This window comes from Streptomonospora wellingtoniae (assembly GCF_031845375.1).
Lineage (GTDB): Bacteria > Actinomycetota > Actinomycetes > Streptosporangiales > Streptosporangiaceae > Streptomonospora > Streptomonospora wellingtoniae.
In genome coordinates this window covers 74,704-94,695 of sequence record NZ_JAVREK010000009.1, presented here as the reverse complement: position 1 = coordinate 94,695, position 19,992 = coordinate 74,704, and the positions used below count along the sequence as shown (strand labels likewise).

The following is a 19,992-nucleotide window of genomic DNA, read 5'->3' as shown; positions in this document are numbered from 1 at the left end:
GCCCCGCGGCGCTCAGCCCCAGAAGCCGTAGTAGTAGAGCATCCCGTTCGTGCCGGCGATGACGGCCAGTGCCAGCACGGAGCCGACCACGTAGCCGGTGCGCAGCGAGCGGATGAGGAACTCGACGCCCACGATGTTGTTCAGCAGGAAGTATCCCAGGTAGAGGGCGTGGAAGAACCCGTCGAGGGTGAAGATGCCCGGGTAGTACCACTGCTGGCCGCTCCACATCCCCGACTCGGTGGTGAACCACTGCCACGCGTAGGAGACGCCCGTACCCAACGGGATCTGGATGATCGGGATGATCAGAAGGGGCAGCAGCTTGGCGAAGCTCCACAGGCTGGGCTGGTCGGCGTGGCGGGCCTGCGCCTGGGCGCGGCGGGCGGCCTCCTGCTCGGCCCGCACGCGCTCGCGGTGCGCGCGCTCGGCCTCCTGCCTGCGACGCTGCTCCTCGTGCTGCTGCTCCTCGCGCTGGCGGCGGAACTCCTCGTCGCGGCGGCGCTGCTCGTCCCGGGGCTGCTGCCGGCCGGCGCCGTAGGCGTCTGCGGACCCGCCGCGGTACATGCCGGCGTAGGGGTCGTCCTGTGCCGGGGGCATCGCGGCGGTCGGGGGATGCTGCTGGCCGCCGGTGCCGTGAGGGGAGGTGGGAGCGGGGCCCTGCTGGCCGTAGGAGCGGGTCTGCTGCCCGTAGGCGGCGGTGGAGGGCGCCTGGTCGTAGGCGCGCGTCTGGTCCGGCCGCAGACCGTCGGGGTGGTAGGGCGGCGGCTCCTGTGCGGTGCGTCCCGCCTCGCCTGCCCCCATCACGGAGGTGGCGTCGGCGCCGCCCTGCCCGGCGGCCCGGGTCGGCGCGTCGTCGCCGAGTGCGGAGGCGGCCGCCGCACCGGCCGCGGCGCCGGCGGCCGCTCCGCCGAGCACGGAGGTCGCCCCGCCGGTGTCGGCGCCGTCGGTGGCGCCCGCGCCGCTGAGCGCGGAGTTGGTCCGGGCGATCTGCTCGCGCACACCGCGCATGACCTGGGCCGGGAGCCAGGACTCGCCGATGGGGACGTCGCCGATCGCGTCGAGCAGCTGGCCCGGCGACGGGCGGCCGCGCGCGTCCTTTGCCAGGCAGGCCGAGACCAGGCGCTGGAGCTGGGCGGGCACGGCGGAGAGGTCGGGGTCGTGCTGCATCACGCGCATGACCAGGGTGGGCATGGCGCCCTCGCCGAAGGGCCCGACTCCCCCGGCCGCGTAGACCAGCACCGCGCCGAAGGCGAACATGTCGCTGGCGGCGGTGAGGTTCTCGCCCTGAATCTGTTCCGGCGACATGAACCCGGGGGTTCCGATGACCGATTGGGTGGCGGCGGTGCCTTCGCTGGCGCGGGCGATGCCGAAGTCGATGACGCGCGGCCCGTCCTCGGCCAGCAGCACGTTGCCCGGCTTGAGGTCGCGGTGGATCAGCCCGACGCGGTGGATCTCGCCCAGCGCCTCGGCCAGGCCCGCCGCCAGCACGCGCAGCGTGTGCTCGGGCAGTCCGCCGTAGCTGCGCACGGCCTCGTCCAACGGGAGCGAGGGCACGTAGGAGGTCACCAGCCAGGGGACCCGGTCGTCGGGGTCAGCGTCGATGACCGGGGCGGTAAAGGCGCCGCTGACCTGGCGCGCGGCGGTGACCTCGCGGGCGAAGCGGTCGCGGAAGGACGTGTCGGTCGCCAGGTGGGGGTGGATGCGCTTCACCGCGACCGGGCGCCCGCCCGCCGACCGTCCGAAGTACACCTGCCCCATGCCCCCGGCGCCCAGTCGGCTGATCAGCCGATACCGGCCGATGCGCTCCGGGTCGCCGTGCTCCAACGGACCCACGTCCGTACCTCCGCTTTCGCGCTCTCTCGATGGGTGGCCCGATCCCTGCGATCGTAGCCGCACCGGGTGCGGTTCGAGTCGCTCCGCGACGCCCGCCCGCCGTCTCAGGTGCAGGCTGCAGCCCGCGCCTCGGTCGGCGTTCAGTCTAGGGGGTGGGCGCGTCGGCACAGGCGCCTTTACATCGTAGATTATTCCGTGTGTCGCCCGGCACGGCCGGGGTTTCGGCGTCCGCAGGTCCCGCTCCCGCGTCGCCGCGGCCTCCGGCACGGCCTACGCTGCGGGTATGGCGCAATTCCTTCCTCCCGAGCAGTGGTTCGCCTCGTTGCCCACGGCCTACCTGGCCGCGTTCGGGCTGATCACCGACGAGTCGGGCCGGGTGCTGCTGGTCGATCCCAACTATCGCGACCACTGGACGCTGCCGGGCGGCGTCGTCGAGGACGGCGAGGCCCCGCATCTGGCCTGCGAGCGCGAGGTCGCCGAGGAGGTGGGGCTGAGCCGCACCGCCGGGACTCTGCTGTCCGTGCAGTGGAACGCACCCCGGGGCGCGCGCCCCAAGCCGTTCCTGTCGTTCGTCTTCGACTGCGGCTCGGTGGACGCGGGCGTGCCCATCACGCTGCAGGAGGAGGAGCTCGACGACTTCGCCTTCGTCGAGCCCGACACCGCACCCGCAATGCTGCACCCCGCCCTCGCGCCCCGGCTGACCGGCGCTCTCAAGGCCCGAAGCGAGGGCGCGACCGTCTACGTCCCCTAGCTAGCCGACCCGGGGTGATGATCACCGGCCGGAGGGCCGCGGCCGCCAAGGCCGCAGAGGCGCCTTCCCGAACTCCCGTGTGCGTGCCCCGCCGGCGGCGCTCAGGCGCGGGGGCGCAGCCGGACGAACGGCAGTTCGCGCCCCGCGGCCCGGAAATCCTCCTGAGACCCGTCGACCACGAAGCCCATCATCCGCGCCAGCCGCACGGCGGTGCGCGGGTGGCCGCGGGCGTAGCGGGCGAGGAACTCGGCGCCCTCGTCGGCGCCGAGCGGTTCGGCCTCCGCCGTGAAGCGCCGCGCGCCCACCTGGACGAGCACCCGCGGATGCGCGAGCACGTTGCGGTACCAGTCGGCGCGCGAGCCGAATCCCGAGCAGACGATGGGGGCCCCGCCGTCTGTGCGGTCAACGACCTCCAGGACGGTCCTCCGGCGGAGTCCGGAGGTACGCCCGACGTGGTTGAGCAGCAGAAACCGCCCGCCGAGCAGCGGACCCAGGCCCCATCGGTACAGGTGGACCGGCGCGCGGAACAGCAGCCGGGCCGCTCCGGTCGGCGGCTGCGGGCGGTCGGCGATCTCCATCGGCCCCTCCTCTTGCTCGTGCTTTCAGCTTCCGTCGTGTCGGTCGTCGACCCCGCGGCCCAGGCGGCCGAGGAGACGCTGCGTACGCTCGTGCAGCGCCTCCCCTCCCGGCGGGCCGCGGAGCGTGCCCCCGGCGACGCCGACACATCACTGTCGATCATGTCGCCATCGCGAAGGAAAACGATTTCCGCTTGCGGTGGCCACAAGATCAACGGAGCTCGGGCCGGGTGGTCGGCTGCCCGATCCTGGCGCGCACGCCCGTGGCCGTGGGGCCGCAACGCAGTACACCGGGCGCTCAGCTGGAACCGCCACGTCCGTCGGTGTCACCGTCTGCGCCGCCGTCCTGCGGATACCAGGCGCCGTCGTCCGCGGCGCCGGAGTCGGCGCGCGCATCGCCGGAACCGGCGGCCGCGCCGTTGGGCCCGCCGCCAAGCGCCACCGTATCCGGCAAAGCGTCCGGCGGCGCCTCTGCGGCCGGACGCGTGCGGGCGTAGGCGAACGCGCCCGCTCCGCCCGCGAGCCAACCGGCCAGCAGCGCCCCCGCGGCGGTGCCCTCGGGAACGACCGACCCGCCGAGCGGACCGACGGAGGGTGCCGCTGAAGGACCCACCGACATCGAGACGGCGGTCTGGGAGCCGACGGCTTCCGGATCGTCGACCGACTCGCCGTAGTGGTACCAGCCGTAATACACCCCCGACGCCGCGGAGGAGTCGGGGCCGACGCTGCGCTGCAGCAGTTCGTCGCTCGTCACCGCGGCCCCCGCCGCGCCGACCGCTGCGGACAGCACGACGGCGCCCCAGCCCGCGACGAACACGGCCCCCACTCCCCGCTGCGCGTCGACGCCCGGCAGCACCGCGCTGACCAGCAGCCAGGCGGTCGCCAGCATCGCGGCCCCGCCGACGACGCCTGCAAGCATGAAGGGCCCGCTCCAACTCAGTCCGTACCCCAGCGCGATCAGGGCGGTGGGTGCGAGCACGGCGAGGGAGACGGCCTTGCGGCGGCGGGGAGTCATGGCCGAGCACTCTAGCCGTAGGCACCGACAGGCTGCATCCGCGCCGCACACGCCGCCCCCGGCACCGCGCCTGCGTGGCCCGCGGTTCATCCGGCCGGACTTCCGCGCCTTCTGCCCAGGTGCGGGCAGCGGGGCGCGCACGTGCTCCGTACACGCAGACCTCGCCTATGCGCAGCCCCGGCGTTGCGGGAAGGGACGACGCTCACGCCCCTTGAACGGTGCCTACCCCGCGGGCGCGGGGAACGGATGCTGCGCGCCGCGCCCGCAGTCGGCGCAGGAGCCGCGGCGACGCAGGTGGTAGCCGAGCGCGGCGACCGCCAGGGCCACGCCCCAGACCGGGAAGAGCGCGGCGAGGAGGCCGACCAGCACCTCCGCGCCGAACTGGCCGCTCGAATCCGCGAAACCCCCGGCCATGGCGGCATATCCCGAGACCATCGCGATGCCGCCGACGAACACCAGCACCGCCACGGCGCATGCGGGGAGCACGGCCAACGCGACCGGCACGCGCCGCCCCGCCAGGCCCGGCATCCAGCGGGGGAACACCTCGCCCCAGCGCTGGATCAGCCCGAGCGTCAGCACGGCGCCGACGGTGGCGAATCCGGCCAGGAACGCGCCCGCGGTCCACGAGCCGTCAGCCTGGCCCTCGCGCAGGAATTCGCGGGTGATCCCGATCGGAATGCCCAGCCACCAGGCGAACCGGGTGGCGGCGTAGAGCAGCGGCGGCGCCATCGCGACGTACACCGCGACGCTCCCCCACCGCGCTGCGGAGGCGGGCGAGGTCCACCCCCGCGCCTCGGCGTTGCGCCCGCAGCGGACGCATCCGCCCCCGCTGCGCCGGGCGTAGGCCAGGGCGGCCGCCGCCCAGAGGAGCCCGCCGGCCAGGCATGCCACCTGGTGCAGCATGCCCCCGGTCAGCGCCCGGGACAGGAACACCTCGCCCACGTCGTCGCCGGCCACCACGCCGACCAGCCCGTAGGGCACGTAGCCCAGGACCATCAGCAGCCGGACGTCGATCATGCAGAGCAGCAGCAGTGCCGCGACCAGGGCACCGGCGGCGATGAGCGGCCGCCGCCCGGTGCGCACACCCTTCAGCATGGCCGCGCCCACCGCCGCCGCGGGCAGCCCCACCAGCAGCACGGCCGCCGACGCCGGCCCGGCACCGAAGCGGGCGGCCAGCGGAGCCAGTGCCGGGTCTCCGTTCGCCTCGAAGGGAGGGGCCGCGGCGGTCAGCGCCCAGAACACCCCCATCAGCCCGTACCCCAGCGACCACAGCGGCGCCGCCGCCGGTGTCCAGCGCATCCACCGGCGCGGGCGGCGGGGCCCGCGCCCGCCCGCGGCCCCGCTCCCGGATCGTTCCGTCGTCATCGCGCTCTCCCTCATTCCGGCGGCCGCGCGGCCGCGCACCGGGTGCCGACGGCTCCCACTCTCGCCGGGGGCGCAGGCGCCGGGCATCCCGCCGGAGAGGGGTCGACTCCCCCGGTCTCCCCCGTGCGTGGGAGGTCGGGCGCCGGGGCCGCGCGGCGGAGTCGCGGCGCCGAATCCGGGGCTCGCCCCAACCGGCGCGCGCAGCGACCGCCCGGCGCGGTGCCGCCGGGCGGTGGGGAGCGCGGGTCAGCCGCCGGCCACCGACGGGAGCACGCGTACCTCCGTGCCGTCGGCGACGGGGGCGTCCAGACCGCCGACGGCGCGGCACTCGTCGGAGTCGACGAAGACGTTGACGTAGCGGCGCAGGCGGCCCTGCTCGTCGCGGATCCGGCGGTCGAGGCCCGGGTGGCGGCGAGCGAGCTCGTCGAGGACGGCGCGCAGGGTGGGCGCGGGGTCCGGCGGGGCGGCGGTGGGCGCCGCCCCGCCGGCGGGCGCTGCGGCGCCCAGCGCGATGTCGACGCGGGAGGCCCCCCCGGCGTCGTTCTGCAGGACCTGCGGCAGGACGACCGTCACACCCATGGCTCATACCTCCGTCGCGCGGACGCAGAGCACGTCGGGCAGGTGCGCGGCCACCCGGGTCCACTCGCCGACGGAGTCGGTGGTGCAGTAGACGTCGCCGCTGCGGGTGCCGAAGTAGAAGCCGGGGTCGGCGGCCCCGTCGGTGCAGGCGCCGTCGCGCAGCACGATCCCGTAGTAGGGGTCCTCGGGCAGGCCCGTGGAGGCCGGCTGCCAGCTGTGTCCCGCATCGTCGGTGCGGTAGACGGCCAAGTGGTCGGCGGGGGGCAGGTGCACCTCCTGGCTGACCACCGGGAAGACGTAGCCCGACCCGGGGATGTGCGGATGGGTGACGAAGGTGAACCCGAAGTCGGTGGGCAGGCCGTCGGCGATCGACGTCCAGCCCGAGGCGGGGTCGGTGCTGCGGAACACGCCGTGGTGGTTCTGGGCGTAGAACTCGCCGTCGCTGCCGACCGCGACCTTGTGCACGCACTGGCCGTACTCGGGATACTCCTCGGGCAGGAAGACGGCGGTGATGCCGTGGTTGGCCGGGTTCCAGGCGGTGCCGCCGTCGCGGGACTGGTACACGCCGCCGGTGGACATGGCCACGGTCATGGCCCGCGGGTCGGTGCCCTCGGCACTGACCCTCCCGGGGATCACGGTGTGGATGGCGGCCCCACCCGCGCCGGGCCACCAGTCTCCGCGGTGGGGGTGGTCCCACAGTCCGCGCACCAGCTCGAAACTCTCGCCGCCGTCGGTCGAGCGGAACAGGGCGGTGGGTTCGACCCCGGCGTAGACGGTTCCGGGCTCGTCGCCGAAGGCGAGCTGCCACACCCGGGTGAAGGAGGCGTCGACGTCCTCGGGGAACGCGATCGGCGCCTGGGACGGCTCGTGCCAGGTGGTGCCGAGGTCGTCGCTGGACCACACGCTGGGCCCGAAGTGGGAGCTCTCGGCTCCGACCAGGATCCGCCGCGTGCGCGGCTCGATACCCACCGCGTAGATACCGGCCATGTTGGCGTAGTCCGCGCTGTCGAGGCGGTGCGGTCCGCTTACCCGCCAGGTGCGGCGGTCCTCTGCCGTTGCGGTGAACAGGCCTTTGCGTGTCCCGATGACCAGGAGATACGTCATGATCGTCCCTAGAGGTGAGTGCTCGGCAGGCCGTGGTGAACGTGGGCGGGCGCTTTGCTGCGGGCGGACCGCCGGTGGTCGCGCGCCGCCGCGGGACTGCACTCCTGGGCGGCCGATGTGACCCAGAGCATACCGGAGCCGGGGTAAAAATCGTACAAGTGTTCGCCGCGTGTCGTTGACCGGGACGTGGTGCGGGCGCCGTGTGGGCACCGACCGGGCCCGCCCCGAGGGCGGAACACCCTGCGGCCGGCCCGCAGCCGCGGGCCGCGCCGCCGCTACCAGCCGCACCCGCCACCTCACGCAGCGCCCTATCGGTGAAATCACCAGTGTGTCCCCGGTCACCTGTCGGCAGGATTGACCGCTGTGTAACTTGAGGGCGTGCCCACAGCGAATCCCCCGCCGACTCCCGGAACCCGCCTCCGGGGCCGGGAGTCGGAGCAGCGGATGCTCACCGACGCCCTGGACGGCGCCCGCGCCGGCCAAGGCGCGGCGCTGCTGGTCTGCGGAGGACCGGGCATCGGCAAGACCGCCCTGCTCGACCACGCCTGCGACGTGGCGCGCACGCCGCAGGTCAACCGCAGCCGGGCGCCGCAGGATGCGGTGGTCCTCAAGGGCGCGATGGTGCTCAGCTCTGCCGGCACCGAATCCGAGTCGGCGATGGCCTTCGCCGGACTGCAGCGCCTGCTGCGCCCGGTCGCCGATCGCATCGGCGAGCTGCCGGCGCACCAGGCCGCGGCCATCGAGCAGGCGCTGGAGACCGGCCGCGTCGCCGAGAGCGACCGCTTCCCCCTCTCCATCGGAGTGCTGCGGACGCTGTGCCTGCTGGGCCACTCCGCTCCCCTGCTCGTCTGCGTCGACGACGCGCACCTGATGGACTCCGCGTCCTTGGACGCGCTCGCCTTCGCCGCGCGGCGGCTGGGCACCGACCCGGTGGCGGTGGTCTTCGCCGCCCGCGACGACTCCCCCAAGTCCGCCGTTCCCGGGATCCCCTCCGAAACGCTGAGCCCGCTGTGCGACTCGGCCCTCAGCGAGGTCCTCGGCGACGCCGCTCCGGGCGGCATCGCCGCCGGGGTGCGCGCCGAACTCGTGCGCGCCAGCCACGGCAACCCGCTGGCCGCCCGTGGTTACGCCGCCGCGCTCTCCCGCGACCAGCTCTCGGGAACCCGACCGCTGCCGCGCACCCTTCCGCTGCCGGCGCAGCTGCGCGGCGCCTACGCCCCGCGGCTGGACGGCCTGCCCGAGCCGACCCGCCACCTGCTGCTCCTCGCCTCGGCCGACCCCGACTGCGGGGCCGACGACCTGGTGCGCGCCGCCGGACGCCCGGAGACGACCGTGGGCGACCTCGAACCCGCCGAGAACACCGGGCTGGTGCGCATCGACGGCGCCCAGGTGGTCTTCACCGACCCGTTGCTGCGCGCCGCGGTCTATCAGGCCGCACCGGTGGTGCGGCGCCGCGCCGCCCACGCCCGGCTGGCCCGCGTCGTCGACCCCAAGCGCGAGCCCTCGCGCTACGCCCGCCACCGCGCCGCGGCCGCGGAAGGGCCCGACTCCGAGCTGGCGGCCGAGCTGGCCGCAGCGGCCGACACCGCCAAGGAGCTCAACGGACACTCGGTGGCCTCGGCCGCGCTGGAGCAGGCCGCCGAGCTGACGCCGATTCCCCGGCTGCGGGCCTGCCGGCTCTCCACGGCCGCGCAGGACGCATGGCTGTCGGGGATGCCCGAGCGGGCCTCGGAGCTACTGGAGCGCGCCGCGCCCGACGCGGTCTCGCCCCGCCAGGCCGGGGTGCTGGAGCTGATCCGCGGCCAGATCCGGCTGCGCGGGGGCAATGCCATCGACACCGCCGATGCCCTGCTGTCCACCGCCGAGCAGCTCCTGCCCCACGACCGGGAGCTGGCGGTGCGCTCGCTGATGCGCGCCGCCGACGCCGCGTCCTTCGCGGGAGACCCGGTGCGCCACGCCGCGGCGGCGCGCCGGCTGGCGCCGCTGGCCCGCGACAACGACCCGCCGGCCATGCGGCTGGCGTTCGCCTACATGGAGGGCTGCGCGCGCAGCTTCGCCGGCGACTACGCGGGGGCGGCCGAGCCCTTGCGGCGCACCACCGACCTGGCCGAGGAGGTCGACACGCCGGCCGAGCTGATCTGGGCGAGCATCGCCGGCCTTCGGCTGGGCGACGCGCCGCTGGTGCACGCGCTGGCGACCCGCGCGGTGGCGGTGGCGCGGCGCCGGGGCGCGCTGGCGGTGGTCCCCCAGGCGCTGGAGTTCCTCGTCTACTCGGAGTTCTGGAGCGGCAGGTTCCCCTCGGGTATCGGAAACTGCATGACGGGCCTGCGGCTGGCCCGCGAGACCGACCAGCCCAACTGCGCCACCCACCACCTCGCCGCGCTGAGCCTGCTCGCCGCCATCCAGGGCGACTCCGAGACCTGCCACGAACGGGCACGCGCCGTCGCCGAGCGTTCGTGCGAGAAGAGCCTCGGCCTGCCGATCGCCCTCAGCTCGTGGGCGCTGGCCCTGCTGGAGCTGGCCCAAGGCGACGCCCACAGCGCGTTCTCCCGCCTGCGAGTGCTCAACCACGCCGGGGCCGGCTACGGCCATCCGACGATGCGGCTGCTGACCGCTCCGGTGTTCGTCGAGGCCTGCGTGCGCACCGGCGAGCACGGCCGCGCCGAGGTCGCGCTGGTGCCCTTCGAGTCGTGGGCGGAGTCCACCGGAAGCCTGAGCAGCCAAGCCGTGGCGGCGCGCTGCCGGGGCCTGCTGGCCGCGCCGGACGAGGCCGCCGACCGCTTCGAGGAGGCGCTGCGGCTCCACCGGGCTTGCGGCGACGACGACGTGGAGCGGGCCCGCACCGCGCTGCTGTACGGCACCACGCTGCGCCGCAACCGCTTCCCCGGCCGCGCGCGCGAGCATCTGCGCGAGGCGCTGGAGACCTTCGAGTGGATCGGCGCGCGCCTGTGGGTGGAGCAGGCCCGGGGCGAGCTGCGGGCGATCGGCGACCCCGAACCCGCGGCCGGCTCCGAACAGGTCGAGCACGGTCTCACCACCCAGCAGCACCAGATCGCGCTGCTGGTGTCCGAAGGAGCCACCAACCGCGAGGTGGCCGCGCACATGTTCATCAGCCCGCGCACCGTCGAGCACCACTTACGCGGGATCTTCCGCAAGCTCAACATCCGCTCGCGGGTGGACCTGGCCCGCATGTTCCGCTGAGAAGGCCGCGGTTCCCGCGGAACGCCCCCGCGGGGCAGGGGAAACGCGACCGACCTCGACCCCCGACCCGCTGTCCGCTCCACCGCGGTATACGACTACCCCCTACATTCCAACCGGTCGGTATCAGTGCAGCGGATCCCGGCCCCGGCACGGAAAGCAGAGTGCATGAGACCCACAACGCCGGACCCCCTACTCACCGCCGAGGGGGTGACCGTGCGCTTCGGCGGCCTGACCGCCCTGAGCGACGTGGGGCTGTCGGTGGCGCCCGGCAGCATCGTCGGACTGATCGGGCCCAACGGCGCCGGGAAGACGACGCTGTTCAACGTCGTCTCCGGCGTCCTGCGCCCGCAGAGCGGCACCGTCGCGTGGAAGGGCCGCCGGCTGCGCCGGCACCGCCCCCACCACCTCGCCGACCTGGGCATCGCCCGCACACTGCAGGGCCTCAACCTGTTCCCCGGGCTCTCGGCTCTGGACAACGTCATGGTCGGCGCGGACCGGCTCTGCCGCGGGGGCGCGTTCGCCATGCTCACCGGCCTGGGTCGCTACCACTCCGACGAGCGGCGCCTGCGCGAGCGGGCGATGGCCGCGCTGGCGGAGTTCGGCGCAGCGCACGCCGCCCGGGCGATGCCGGGCACCCTGCCCTTCGGCGTGCAGAAGCGCGTTGCGCTGGCCCGCGCGGTGGTCGCCGAACCCGAGCTGCTGCTGCTCGACGAGCCCGCCGGAGGGCTGTCCGGCGAGGACATGCACGCCCTGGGCGCGGCCATCAAGTCCTTCCGCTCGCGCATGGGCGTCTTGCTGGTCGAACACCACATGGACCTGGTGATGGACGTCTGCGACCACATCGTGGTGCTGGACTTCGGCGAGGTGATCGCCTCGGGCCCGCCCGAGCGCATCCGATCCGACCCGGCGGTCGCCGAGGCCTATCTGGGCGAGCCGGAGGAGGCGGGTACCGATGGCTGAACAGCCGATGCTGACCGTGGAGGGGCTCACCGCCTGCTACGGCGCGGTGACCGCACTCAACGGGGTCAGCATGAGCGTGCCCCGCGGCGGCATCTGCGCCGTGCTGGGCGCCAACGGTGCCGGCAAGACGACCCTGCTGCGCACGCTCAGCGGCCTCAAGCGCGCCGAGTCCGGCCGAGTACTGCTGGACGGCGCCGACATCACCCGGCTGCCGGCCGAGCGCCACGTCCACCACGGCCTGGCGCACGTGCCCGAAGGCGGCGGAGTCATCGCCGAGCTGACCGTGGAGGAGAACCTGCGCCTGGGCGGCCTGTGGCGGCGCGGTCGTCGCGACCGGGCCCGGAGCGCGGCCGAGGTGCTGGAGCTGTTCCCGCCGCTGCGCGAGCGGGTGTCGCGTCCGGCCGCCACGCTCTCGGGCGGCGAGCGCCAGATGCTCGCGCTGGGCCGGGCGCTGATGGCCCGCCCCCGGGTGCTGCTGCTGGACGAGCCCTCACTGGGGCTGGCGCCGCTGGTCACCCGGCAGATCATGCGGATGCTGCTGGACCTGCGGGCCGAACGCGACCTGACGGTGGTGCTCGTGGAGCAGAACGCACGCAGCGCGCTGTCGGTCTCCGACCACGGCCTCGTGCTCAACCAGGGCCAGGTCGCCATGGCCGAGGACGCCGACCGGCTCCTGGCCGACGACCGCATGCGCCACGCCTACCTGGGCTTCTAGAAGAGGGAAAACCGTGGACCACTTCATCGACCTGACACTGAGCGGCCTGTCCGCGGGCGCGGTCTACGCGGCGCTCGCGCTGTCGCTGGTCATCATCTACCAGGCCACGCGCGTGGTGAACTTCGCGCAGCCGGCACTGGCGCTGATCTCGGTCTACATCGCCTACACGGTCTCGCAGGCCACCGGCAGCTACTGGCTGGGGTTCGGCGCCGCGCTGGCGACCGGCCTGGTGCTCGGCGCCGCCACCGAGCGGCTGCTGATCCGCCCGGTGCACGGGCGCTCGCCGCTCAGCGCCATCATCGTCACGCTGGGCCTGCTGCTGGTGTTGCAGGGGCTGGCCGGGATGATCTGGAGCAACGAACCGCACTCGTTCTCCTACCCGCTGGGCTTTCGCGGCCGGTTCTCGCCCTCCGACTGGTTCGCCCTGGCCTCGGTGGGCGGCGCGGCGCTGCTGCTGTTCGGGCTGTACCGCTTCACCCCGCTGGGGCTGCGGATGCGCGCGGCGGCCTTCCGACCCGAGGCCGCGCGGCTGAGCGGCGTGCGGGTGGGCCTGATGCTGACCACCGGCTGGGCCATCGCCTCGGTCATCGGCGCGCTGGCCGGGATGCTGGCGGCGCCGCCGTTCATCTTCCCCAACGTGCTCGACACCGTGTTCATCTACGCGATCGCCGCCGCTGTCGTGGGCGGGCTGGAGAACCCCTTCGGCGCCCTGGTCGGCGGCGTGCTTCTCGGCGTGTGCCTGTCCTATGTCTCCGGCTACGCCGGTCCGGAGCTGACCACCCTGGCGGCGCTGGCCATCCTCGTCCTGGTGCTGAGCATCCGGCCGGACGGCCTGTTCTCCCGACCGACCGCGCGAAAGGTGTAGTGATGGTCTCGCTGCGCAACAACGAGTCCACCGGCCAGGGCGCCCCGGCTCCGGGATCCCCCGCCCCCTCGCTCGCCGACCGCTGGCGGTCGCTGCCGGCCCTGGTGCGGTTCCCGCTGGCCGCGGCCGCCGCCTTCGGGGCGATCGTCGCGCTGATGGGGGTCACCGGCCCCACCGGCGACCTGCGCATCGGCAGCGTGGGCTACTTCATGCTGGCCATCGCGGGCCTGCAGCTGCTCATCGGCTACAGCGGACAGGTCTCGCTGGGGCACGGCGCGTTCATGTTCATCGGCGCCTACACCATGGCGCTGCTCGTGCTCAACCAGCCCGCCCTGCCGCTGTGGCTGAACATGGTCATCACCGTCGTGCTGAGCTGCGCGGCCGGCGTGCTGGTCGGCGCCGCCACGGCGCGGCTGCACGGCCCCTACCTCGCGGGCGCGACACTGGCGCTGGCCGTGGGCCTGCCCGCGCTGACGGTGCGCTTTCCCGAGCTGCTCGGCGGCAGCAACGGACTGGCCTTCTCCACCCGGGGCGCGCCCGCCCCTCTGGCGGGCCTGGTCACCGACACGCAGTGGCAGTCCGCGGCCGTGTGGCTGACCACGCTGATCGGCCTGGTCGTGCTGGCCACGATCAGCGCGGGACGGCTGGGCCGGCGGATGCGCGCGCTCCGCGACGACGAGTCGGCCGCGGGCCTGGCCGGAGTGCCGGTGGGCCGCACCAAGGTGATCGCCTTCGTCGTCAGCGCGGGCGCCGGCGGGCTCGCCGGCGCCTGCCAGGCCTACCTGCTGGGCACGGCCACCCCCAGCTCCTTCACGGTGACGCTCTCGCTGAGCCTGCTGGCGGCCCTGGTACTCGGCGGGCTCGGCAGCATGTGGGGCGCCTTCTTCGGAGCCGTCGCCCTGGTCTACGTGGAGGTGTGGGGCGAGGAACTGGCCCACACGCTGTCCTTGGACAGCGACGTCGCCAACAACCTGCCGATCGTGTTCTTCGGCGTGCTGCTCATCCTCATCGTGCTCGTGTGGCCGCAGGGCCTGCACGGGATGCTGCGCAGCCTCGCCGGACTGGTCCGCCGCGGGCGCTGACCAACCCACCCCGCCATCCCGCCCGCACCCCGTCCCCGATCCACCGCCCGGGAGAAACCATGAGATCACGCATCGCCCCGGCCGCCGCCCTGACGGCGGCGGTCCTGCTGGCCACCTCGTGCGGAGGAGCCGGCGAAGTGCAGGAAGGCGCAGCCGCCGACCTGGACGTCTCGACCGGCGTCACCGACAGCAGCATCAAGATCGGCTCGCACCAACCGCTGACCGGCCCGGCCGCCCCCGGCTACAGCCAGATCTCCATCGGCGCCCGAGCCGTGTTCGACTACGTCAACGAGAACGGCGGCGTCAACGGACGCGAGATCGACTACGTGGTCAAGGACGACGCCTACGACCCGGCCCGCACCATCGAGGTGACCCGGGAGCTGGTGCACCAGGACGAGATCTTCGCGATGCTCGGCGGCCTGGGCACACCCACCCACTCCAAGGTCGTCGACTTCCTCGACGACGAAGGCGTGCCCGACCTGTTCGTGTCCTCGGGCGCGCTGATGTGGAACCAGCCGAACAAGTACCCGCTGACCTACGGCTTCCAGGTGGACTACACCAAGGAGGCCAAGATCCAGGGCCAGTACATCGCCGAGAACATGCCCGACGCCAAGGTCGGCTACCTGCACCAGAACGACGACGTGGGCACCGACTCCGAGGCGGGCCTGGAGCAGTACGTGGCCGAGCAGCGCGTGACGGTGGAGTCCTACGACTCCGGAAACACCGACCTGGGCCCGCAGATCGCGGCGCTGAAGGAGGAGGGCGCCGACGTGGTGGTGTGCTCGTGCATCCCCGCCTTCACGGCGCTGGCGATCCTGGAGTCGGCGAGCATCGGTTACGACCCGCAGTTCGTGGTAAGCACCATCGGCGCCGACACCGCGACGCTGAAAGGGCTGCTCTCGGAGTTCGCGGCCGAGGCCGGAAACGACGACCTGCCTGTCGAGGAGCTGCTGAACGGGATGGTCTACACCGGCTACCTGCCCGCCGTCACCCAGGAGGACGACCCGTGGATCGAGCTGTACGCCCGGATCTACGACGAATACGCCGACAGCGACAGGCCGATGACCAACACCACGGTCTACGGCATGGTGCAGGCCACCCTGATGTCCAAGGCGCTGGTTGCGGCCGGCGACGACCCGACCCGGCAGAGCCTGGTGGACGCCGTGCAGGGCCAGGACTGGTCGGGTCCGGGGCTGGTGCCCTTCGCCTCCGGTGAGGACGACCACGGCGGGTACTCCGGAGCCCTGGTCATGGAGTTCCGTGCCGGCAAGGAGCCCGAGATCTTGCAGGAGGCCCGCGTCACCGACAACGCCGGGGGTGAGATCACCGAGGCGGGCGACGTCGAGCGGGCCTCGCCTGAGGAGTTCGGCTTCCACGGCGAAGGCTAGGCACGACCGGACGATCCGCCCGCCGCGAACGGCACGCGTGCGCACCCTGGGCCCGACGCGCGGGACGCATGGGCCCCGGCGGGGCGGCGGTCCGTAGGCGACCCCCGCCGGAAAACGGCGCCCGGTCCGAGCGGACCGGGCGCCGACCCGTGCCGGGGCACGGAGGCGCCCAGGGCTTGGGGCCCCTGCGGTCTCGGGCGCGGTGCGGACGCGCGAGGGCCTGCCCCGGGGCGAAGGTCGCAGAGCCCGGGAGGCGGAGCAGGCGCGGACGGGCGGGAAAGCGGGGTCCTCGGCAAAGCAGGGCGCGCCCATCACGACTCCTCCGCGCACATTCCCCCACCCGATTTCCGTTTGCAATGGATTGAACCCCCGATGGGGAATTCGGTGGCCAATCTCCAGGATCCCGGGACGAAGGTCCCGACTCCCGTCGCGCGCCCGTTCGATGCCGAACCGCGTGGAATCCGCCGCCCGCTGCCCAGCGGAGCGGTCCTGCGCGCGGCATCCCGGAAGCGGCCGCGTGAACGCCTCCACCGGCCCACTGCGGCACCGACACCGGAAATTCCGCGAGGTCTGCGGACCCGGGGGCCGCGAGGTCCGCGAATCGCCCCCGTCCGGCGGCAGGTACAGTCGTTGACACACGCAAGGAGTGCGGGCAATACTCGCATTCGATCGGGAAGGCCTACGACCGGATCGGTCGCACCTCGATTCTCACGCTGCGAAGCCATTCGGTCACCTGACCGGGCGCCTTGTGCTGTGCGCGGGCTTCGCGCCGGGGAGGCGATTCGAGTCGGCGCTCGAATAACGGCACAGGAGGGCGTGCGATGCTCAACAAGGACCACTCTCCCTCACCCCGAGGTTTCGCCGAGGTGGTGCGCTCGCTGTTCGTCCAACCGGACCTGCGCGCGACGCTTCAGCGGACGGTGGACCTGGCTGTGACCACCGTCCCCGGATGCGACTACGCCGGCGTGAGCCTGGTGGAGTCGCGGAGCAGGCTGCAGACCCCGGTGTGCACCCACGACATCGTGCGCCGCAGCGATGCGCTTCAGCTGCAGCTGGGCGAAGGCCCGTCGCTGGACTCGATGGGCAAGGGGACCTACGTCTACCTCCCCGACCTCACCTCGTCCACACGCTGGCCCAGGTACGCCGCCGAAGCCGCCAAGCTGCCCATCGGCAGCCTGCTGAGCTTCCGGCTGTTCACCGCGCGCGAGACCCTCGGCGTGCTGATCCTCTACGCGGGGCGCCCGCAGTCCTTCGGCGAGGACTCCCACGAGGTCGGAGTCGTCTATTCGGCGCAGGCCGCCTCCGCTCTGGCCGCCAACCGGCACATCTCCAACCTCAGCCGCGCCCTGGACACCCGCGAGACGATCGGCCAGGCCCAGGGCATCCTGATGGAGCGCCACCACATGACCGCCGACCAGGCCTGGGAGCGCCTGCGCGAGGCGTCGCAGAACCTCAACGTCAAGCTCGCCGAACTCGCCGAGAAGATCGCCCTCACCGGCGAGGACCCCACCTCACCCGTGAACTGACCCCGCCCCTCCTCCGCCCCGGCGCGCCCGGGCGGGCCGAGGCAAGCCGGCGCAATGTCCGGGCAAGCTCCTCGCGGCGGATGCGGGTGCCGCCACGACGCCCACCCGCGGCGCCGTCCTCCACGGACCGATGCCCCCGCAAACGCGTGCCGCCCCGGCACGGGAAAGCGGTCGCGTGAGATTCCCGATGGCAAAGGCCGCCGCCGCCTTCGCCCCGTCTACCCTGCAGCTTCGCAATCTCACGTGTTAATTAACCGCAAAACCAGGCGGAATCGGACGGGTTCGGCTGGCCTGATCGCGCATATCTCGATATGGTCAACGTGTTGTGCAGGAGGTCCGACAGCGCGGCCTATGACGCCATCATGTGCGTCCCGGCCCCCGCTGCGGTGAACCACCGCACACTACGGGGGAGTTACATCGCCGGCTTGGGGCACAACGCGCCGTGCGATCCGGGGGGCATGTGGTCGGTGGTCAACTCCGATCGCAGAAGGAACGTTGACGATGAGCGCATCGAGCACGCTCCGCGAACGAGAGACCGCAGTACCGCGTCCGCGCAGTTCCCGTGGGAACCACCGCGGGAACAGCAAAACCGACGAAGCCTACTACGCCCGCACTCGGGAACTGTTCGCCCAGCTCAAGGGTGGGTCAGCGGGCCCGGCCGAGCGCGATGAGATCTATCGGACCCTGGTGGATCTGCATGCGCCGGTCGTGCGCCGTATCGCCCGCCGCTACCGCAACCGCGGTGAGCCCGAGGAGGACCTGCGCCAGGTTGTGACAGTCGGCCTGGTCCAGGCGATCCGCGATTTCAAGCCCGAGTACGGCAAGGAGTTCATCTCCTACGCCCTGCCCATGATGACCGGAGAGGTCAAGCGCCACTTCCGGGACCGCACATGGGCGATCCGGGTGCCGCGCAAGTACCAGGAGAAGCGGCCCGAGCTCAACCGGGTGACAGCATCGTTCGCCCAGGAGCACGGCCGCTCGCCCACCGTCGCCGAGATCGCCGAACGGCTGGAGATGAGCGTCGACGACACGCTCGAGCTCATCGACGCCTCTTCGGCCTACAGCGCCCTATCGCTCGACGTGCCCTACGGGGCCGAAGAGGAGGACAAGACGCTGGGCGACACGCTCGGCGCGGAGGACCGCGACCTGGAGAGCGCCGCCGACCGCGCGTCGTTGCGGCCGGCACTGGCAACCCTCTCGCCGCGCGACCGGCGGATCGTGCTCCTTCGGTTCGCGGGCAACAAGACCCAGGCCGAGATCGCCGAGATCGTCGGCCTGTCGCAGATGCACGTCTCACGGACGCTCTCGGCGTCGCTGGCCAAGCTGCGCAAGCAGCTGGTACCCGACGTCTGAGGGAACCAGCGAGGGTGTCCCACGACCGGGCCCCCGGGGAAGCCGTGCTCCCCGGGGCCCTATGCGTGCACCGGGGGCCCGACCGGCCCGGCGGACTCGCCGCGGGCGGTGTCGTCGGCACGGCAGACCGACCGGGTCTGCATGCCGTCGCCTGAGGCGGTGACGGGCTCGGCGGCCGACCCCTGGCGGATGAGGTCGGGACCGCACGGCCGGGCGCCGGGGCGCGTTCCAGCCGGGGGTGCATCAGACGCCTCCCGCGGCCAGGGCGGAGGATTCGCCCCCCGGCCCGGGCAGCTCGCGGCCGCGTTCGCGCAGCACGCCCACATAGCAGTCCTCGGTCTGGCGGGCCACCAGCGGCCACGTGTAGCGCACGGCGGCGCGGTCGGCGGCCGCGATCCCCAGGCTCTCGCGTGTGACGGGGTCGGCGAGCAGCAGGCGGATCCAGTAGGCCAGGGCGCGGGCATCGCGCGCAGGTATGAGCCGACCGGTGACGCCCTGGACGACGGTGTCCAGGTGGCCGCCCACGTGGGAGGCGATGACCGGCACCCCGCAGGCCATGGCCTCGACGGTGCTCATGCCGAAGGGCTCGTACCAGGGCACGCTGACGGCGATGTCGGCCGAGCGCAGCAGCTCGGGCACCCGCGAGCGGGGAACGCCGCCGGTGAAGACGACGCGGTCGGCCACACCGGCGTCCCCGGCGGACGCCCGCAGTGCGGCGATCTCCGGGTCCGCGTCGATCCGCTCCGGCGGGGCCCCGCCGACGACCACCAGCTCCGCGTCGGGCACCCCGGCGAGCGCGCCGATGGCGGTGCGGATCCCCTTGCGGGGCACCAGTCGGCCCAGAGTGAGGATGCGGGGCCGGTCCCCGCGTTCGGCGGCGGGCCCTTCGGGGCGAAAGGATCCGCAGTCGACGGCGCAGGGGATCACGGTGATCCGGTTGTGGGCGACGTTCCAGGTGCGCAGCTCGCGGCGCTCTTGGCCGGACGTGGCGACGATCCGGTCGACCCGGTGTGCCACGTCGCGCTCGGTGCTCTCCCGCTCGGGAGGGCTCGTGTCGTCGGGCCCCTGGTGGCGGCGCTTCTCGGCGCCCAGCGCGTGGAAGGTCTGCACCACGGGGATGCCGGTCCTTGCGGCCGCGTCCAGGGCGGCGCGCCCGCTCATCCAGAAGTGGGCGTGGACGATGTGGGGGCGGTCGCGGTTCCACGCCTCGGCGAGGCGCTCGGCGAACTCGCCCATGTAGGGCGGCAGGTCGTCCTTGCCGAGCGGGTGCGGGGGTCCGGCGTCGACGTGGTGCACGCGCACGCCGGGCGCGGACTCGACCGTCTCGGGATCGCCGGGGGCACTGCGGCGCGTGTGGACCACGACCTCGTGGCCGCGCGCGCCGAGGGCCGCAGCCAGCTCGGCGACGTGCACGTTCTGCCCACCGGTGTCCTGCTCGCCGAGGGCTGCCAGCGGGCTCGCATGTTCGGAGACGATGGCGACTCTCACGGTGTCACCTCCTTCGGTATCCGGTCCCGGCCGCGGAGGAACCGATCGACGAAACAGCGGTGCAGGGCGGTTCGGCGCGCGGCCCGCCCTGCTGGGCGGCGCGGGGTGCGGGCCGGTTCGGCGCGCGGGCGGTGCTGATGGGCGTTGACGCCGAGGAAGCTCATGGGCCGTCGACTCCTTCCCCTGCCCGCGGTC

At 73.4% G+C, this 19,992-nt stretch carries 16 protein-coding genes; 9 read left to right on the top strand and 7 right to left on the bottom strand.

Going from position 1 to position 19,992, the window contains the following annotated elements; translation table 11 throughout:
- Window positions 1-12: 12 nt before the first annotated feature.
- Window positions 13-1,830: a serine/threonine protein kinase gene (locus tag RM446_RS10620; protein ID WP_311545047.1), complete on the bottom strand. Its 1,818-nt coding sequence runs from the start codon at window positions 1,828-1,830 to the stop codon at window positions 13-15.
- A 283-nt stretch (window positions 1,831-2,113) separates the two neighbouring features.
- Between RM446_RS10620 and RM446_RS10615 the strand changes: the two genes are divergently transcribed.
- Complete coding sequence (locus RM446_RS10615) at window positions 2,114-2,581, top strand: NUDIX hydrolase (protein ID WP_311545046.1); 468 nt, start codon at window positions 2,114-2,116, stop codon at window positions 2,579-2,581.
- A gap of 101 nt (window positions 2,582-2,682) precedes the next feature.
- On the opposite strand, the gene RM446_RS10610 is transcribed toward RM446_RS10615, so the two are convergent.
- The 5 genes from RM446_RS10610 to RM446_RS10590 form a co-directional block, all read right to left on the bottom strand.
- A complete protein-coding gene (locus RM446_RS10610; RefSeq protein ID WP_311545045.1) occupies window positions 2,683-3,159 on the bottom strand; it encodes a nitroreductase family deazaflavin-dependent oxidoreductase in 477 nt (158 codons plus the stop codon).
- A 295-nt stretch (window positions 3,160-3,454) separates the two neighbouring features.
- Window positions 3,455-4,171, bottom strand: a complete 717-nt coding sequence (locus RM446_RS10605; protein WP_311545044.1) for a hypothetical protein — start codon at window positions 4,169-4,171, stop codon at window positions 3,455-3,457.
- A gap of 222 nt (window positions 4,172-4,393) precedes the next feature.
- Entirely contained in the window at window positions 4,394-5,536 is a 1,143-nt protein-coding gene (locus tag RM446_RS10600) for a hypothetical protein (protein ID WP_311545043.1), read from the bottom strand.
- Between the two features lie 246 nt (window positions 5,537-5,782).
- Window positions 5,783-6,115, bottom strand: coding sequence for a MoaD/ThiS family protein (locus tag RM446_RS10595; protein WP_311545042.1), 333 nt, complete (start codon window positions 6,113-6,115; stop codon window positions 5,783-5,785).
- A gap of 3 nt (window positions 6,116-6,118) precedes the next feature.
- Entirely contained in the window at window positions 6,119-7,219 is a 1,101-nt protein-coding gene (locus tag RM446_RS10590) for a WD40/YVTN/BNR-like repeat-containing protein (protein ID WP_311545041.1), read from the bottom strand.
- Window positions 7,220-7,597: 378 nt separating this feature from the next.
- Here RM446_RS10590 and RM446_RS10585 point away from each other — a divergent pair, with 378 nt between their 5' ends.
- The 8 genes from RM446_RS10585 (at window position 7,598) to RM446_RS10550 (ending at window position 18,309) form a co-directional block, all read left to right on the top strand.
- Window positions 7,598-10,420: an AAA family ATPase gene (locus RM446_RS10585; RefSeq protein ID WP_311545040.1), complete on the top strand. Its 2,823-nt coding sequence runs from the start codon at window positions 7,598-7,600 to the stop codon at window positions 10,418-10,420.
- A 165-nt stretch (window positions 10,421-10,585) separates the two neighbouring features.
- The gene (locus tag RM446_RS10580) at window positions 10,586-11,380 is read left to right on the top strand and encodes an ABC transporter ATP-binding protein (protein WP_311545039.1); all 795 of its coding nucleotides are present in this window, start codon (window positions 10,586-10,588) and stop codon (window positions 11,378-11,380) included.
- A complete protein-coding gene (locus tag RM446_RS10575; RefSeq protein WP_311545038.1) occupies window positions 11,373-12,095 on the top strand; it encodes an ABC transporter ATP-binding protein in 723 nt (240 codons plus the stop codon). Before RM446_RS10580 ends, RM446_RS10575 begins: the two co-directional genes overlap by 8 nt.
- Before the next feature lie 13 nt (window positions 12,096-12,108).
- Entirely contained in the window at window positions 12,109-12,960 is an 852-nt protein-coding gene (locus tag RM446_RS10570) for a branched-chain amino acid ABC transporter permease (RefSeq protein WP_311545037.1), read from the top strand.
- Between the two features lie 2 nt (window positions 12,961-12,962).
- Entirely contained in the window at window positions 12,963-14,042 is a 1,080-nt protein-coding gene (locus RM446_RS10565; RefSeq protein ID WP_311545036.1) for a branched-chain amino acid ABC transporter permease, read from the top strand.
- 59 nt (window positions 14,043-14,101) lie between these two features.
- Entirely contained in the window at window positions 14,102-15,430 is a 1,329-nt protein-coding gene (locus RM446_RS10560; protein WP_311545035.1) for an ABC transporter substrate-binding protein, read from the top strand.
- Window positions 15,431-16,251: 821 nt separating this feature from the next.
- On the top strand, window positions 16,252-16,956 hold the full coding sequence (locus RM446_RS10555; RefSeq protein ID WP_311545034.1) for a GAF and ANTAR domain-containing protein: 705 nt from the start codon (window positions 16,252-16,254) through the stop codon (window positions 16,954-16,956).
- 501 nt (window positions 16,957-17,457) lie between these two features.
- Window positions 17,458-18,309: a SigB/SigF/SigG family RNA polymerase sigma factor gene (locus RM446_RS10550; RefSeq protein WP_311545033.1), complete on the top strand. Its 852-nt coding sequence runs from the start codon at window positions 17,458-17,460 to the stop codon at window positions 18,307-18,309.
- A 243-nt stretch (window positions 18,310-18,552) separates the two neighbouring features.
- On the opposite strand, the gene RM446_RS10545 is transcribed toward RM446_RS10550, so the two are convergent.
- On the bottom strand, window positions 18,553-19,797 hold the full coding sequence (locus RM446_RS10545; protein ID WP_311545032.1) for a glycosyltransferase: 1,245 nt from the start codon (window positions 19,795-19,797) through the stop codon (window positions 18,553-18,555).
- Window positions 19,798-19,992: the final 195 nt, after the last annotated feature.

Excerpts from the sequence above, each read along its gene's own strand:
- RM446_RS10615 (WP_311545046.1), top strand. The coding sequence starts at position 2,114 with ATGGCGCAATTCCTTCCTCCCGAGCAGTGGTTCGCCTCGTTGCCCACG.
- RM446_RS10610 (WP_311545045.1), bottom strand. The coding sequence starts at position 3,159 with ATGGAGATCGCCGACCGCCCGCAGCCGCCGACCGGAGCGGCCCGGCTG.
- RM446_RS10605 (WP_311545044.1), bottom strand. The coding sequence starts at position 4,171 with ATGACTCCCCGCCGCCGCAAGGCCGTCTCCCTCGCCGTGCTCGCACCC.
- RM446_RS10600 (WP_311545043.1), bottom strand. The coding sequence starts at position 5,536 with ATGACGACGGAACGATCCGGGAGCGGGGCCGCGGGCGGGCGCGGGCCC.
- RM446_RS10595 (WP_311545042.1), bottom strand. The coding sequence starts at position 6,115 with ATGGGTGTGACGGTCGTCCTGCCGCAGGTCCTGCAGAACGACGCCGGG.
- RM446_RS10590 (WP_311545041.1), bottom strand. The coding sequence starts at position 7,219 with ATGACGTATCTCCTGGTCATCGGGACACGCAAAGGCCTGTTCACCGCA.
- RM446_RS10580 (WP_311545039.1), top strand. The coding sequence starts at position 10,586 with ATGAGACCCACAACGCCGGACCCCCTACTCACCGCCGAGGGGGTGACC.
- RM446_RS10575 (WP_311545038.1), top strand. The coding sequence starts at position 11,373 with ATGGCTGAACAGCCGATGCTGACCGTGGAGGGGCTCACCGCCTGCTAC.
- RM446_RS10565 (WP_311545036.1), top strand. The coding sequence starts at position 12,963 with ATGGTCTCGCTGCGCAACAACGAGTCCACCGGCCAGGGCGCCCCGGCT.
- RM446_RS10560 (WP_311545035.1), top strand. The coding sequence starts at position 14,102 with ATGAGATCACGCATCGCCCCGGCCGCCGCCCTGACGGCGGCGGTCCTG.
- RM446_RS10555 (WP_311545034.1), top strand. The coding sequence starts at position 16,252 with ATGCTCAACAAGGACCACTCTCCCTCACCCCGAGGTTTCGCCGAGGTG.
- RM446_RS10550 (WP_311545033.1), top strand. The coding sequence starts at position 17,458 with ATGAGCGCATCGAGCACGCTCCGCGAACGAGAGACCGCAGTACCGCGT.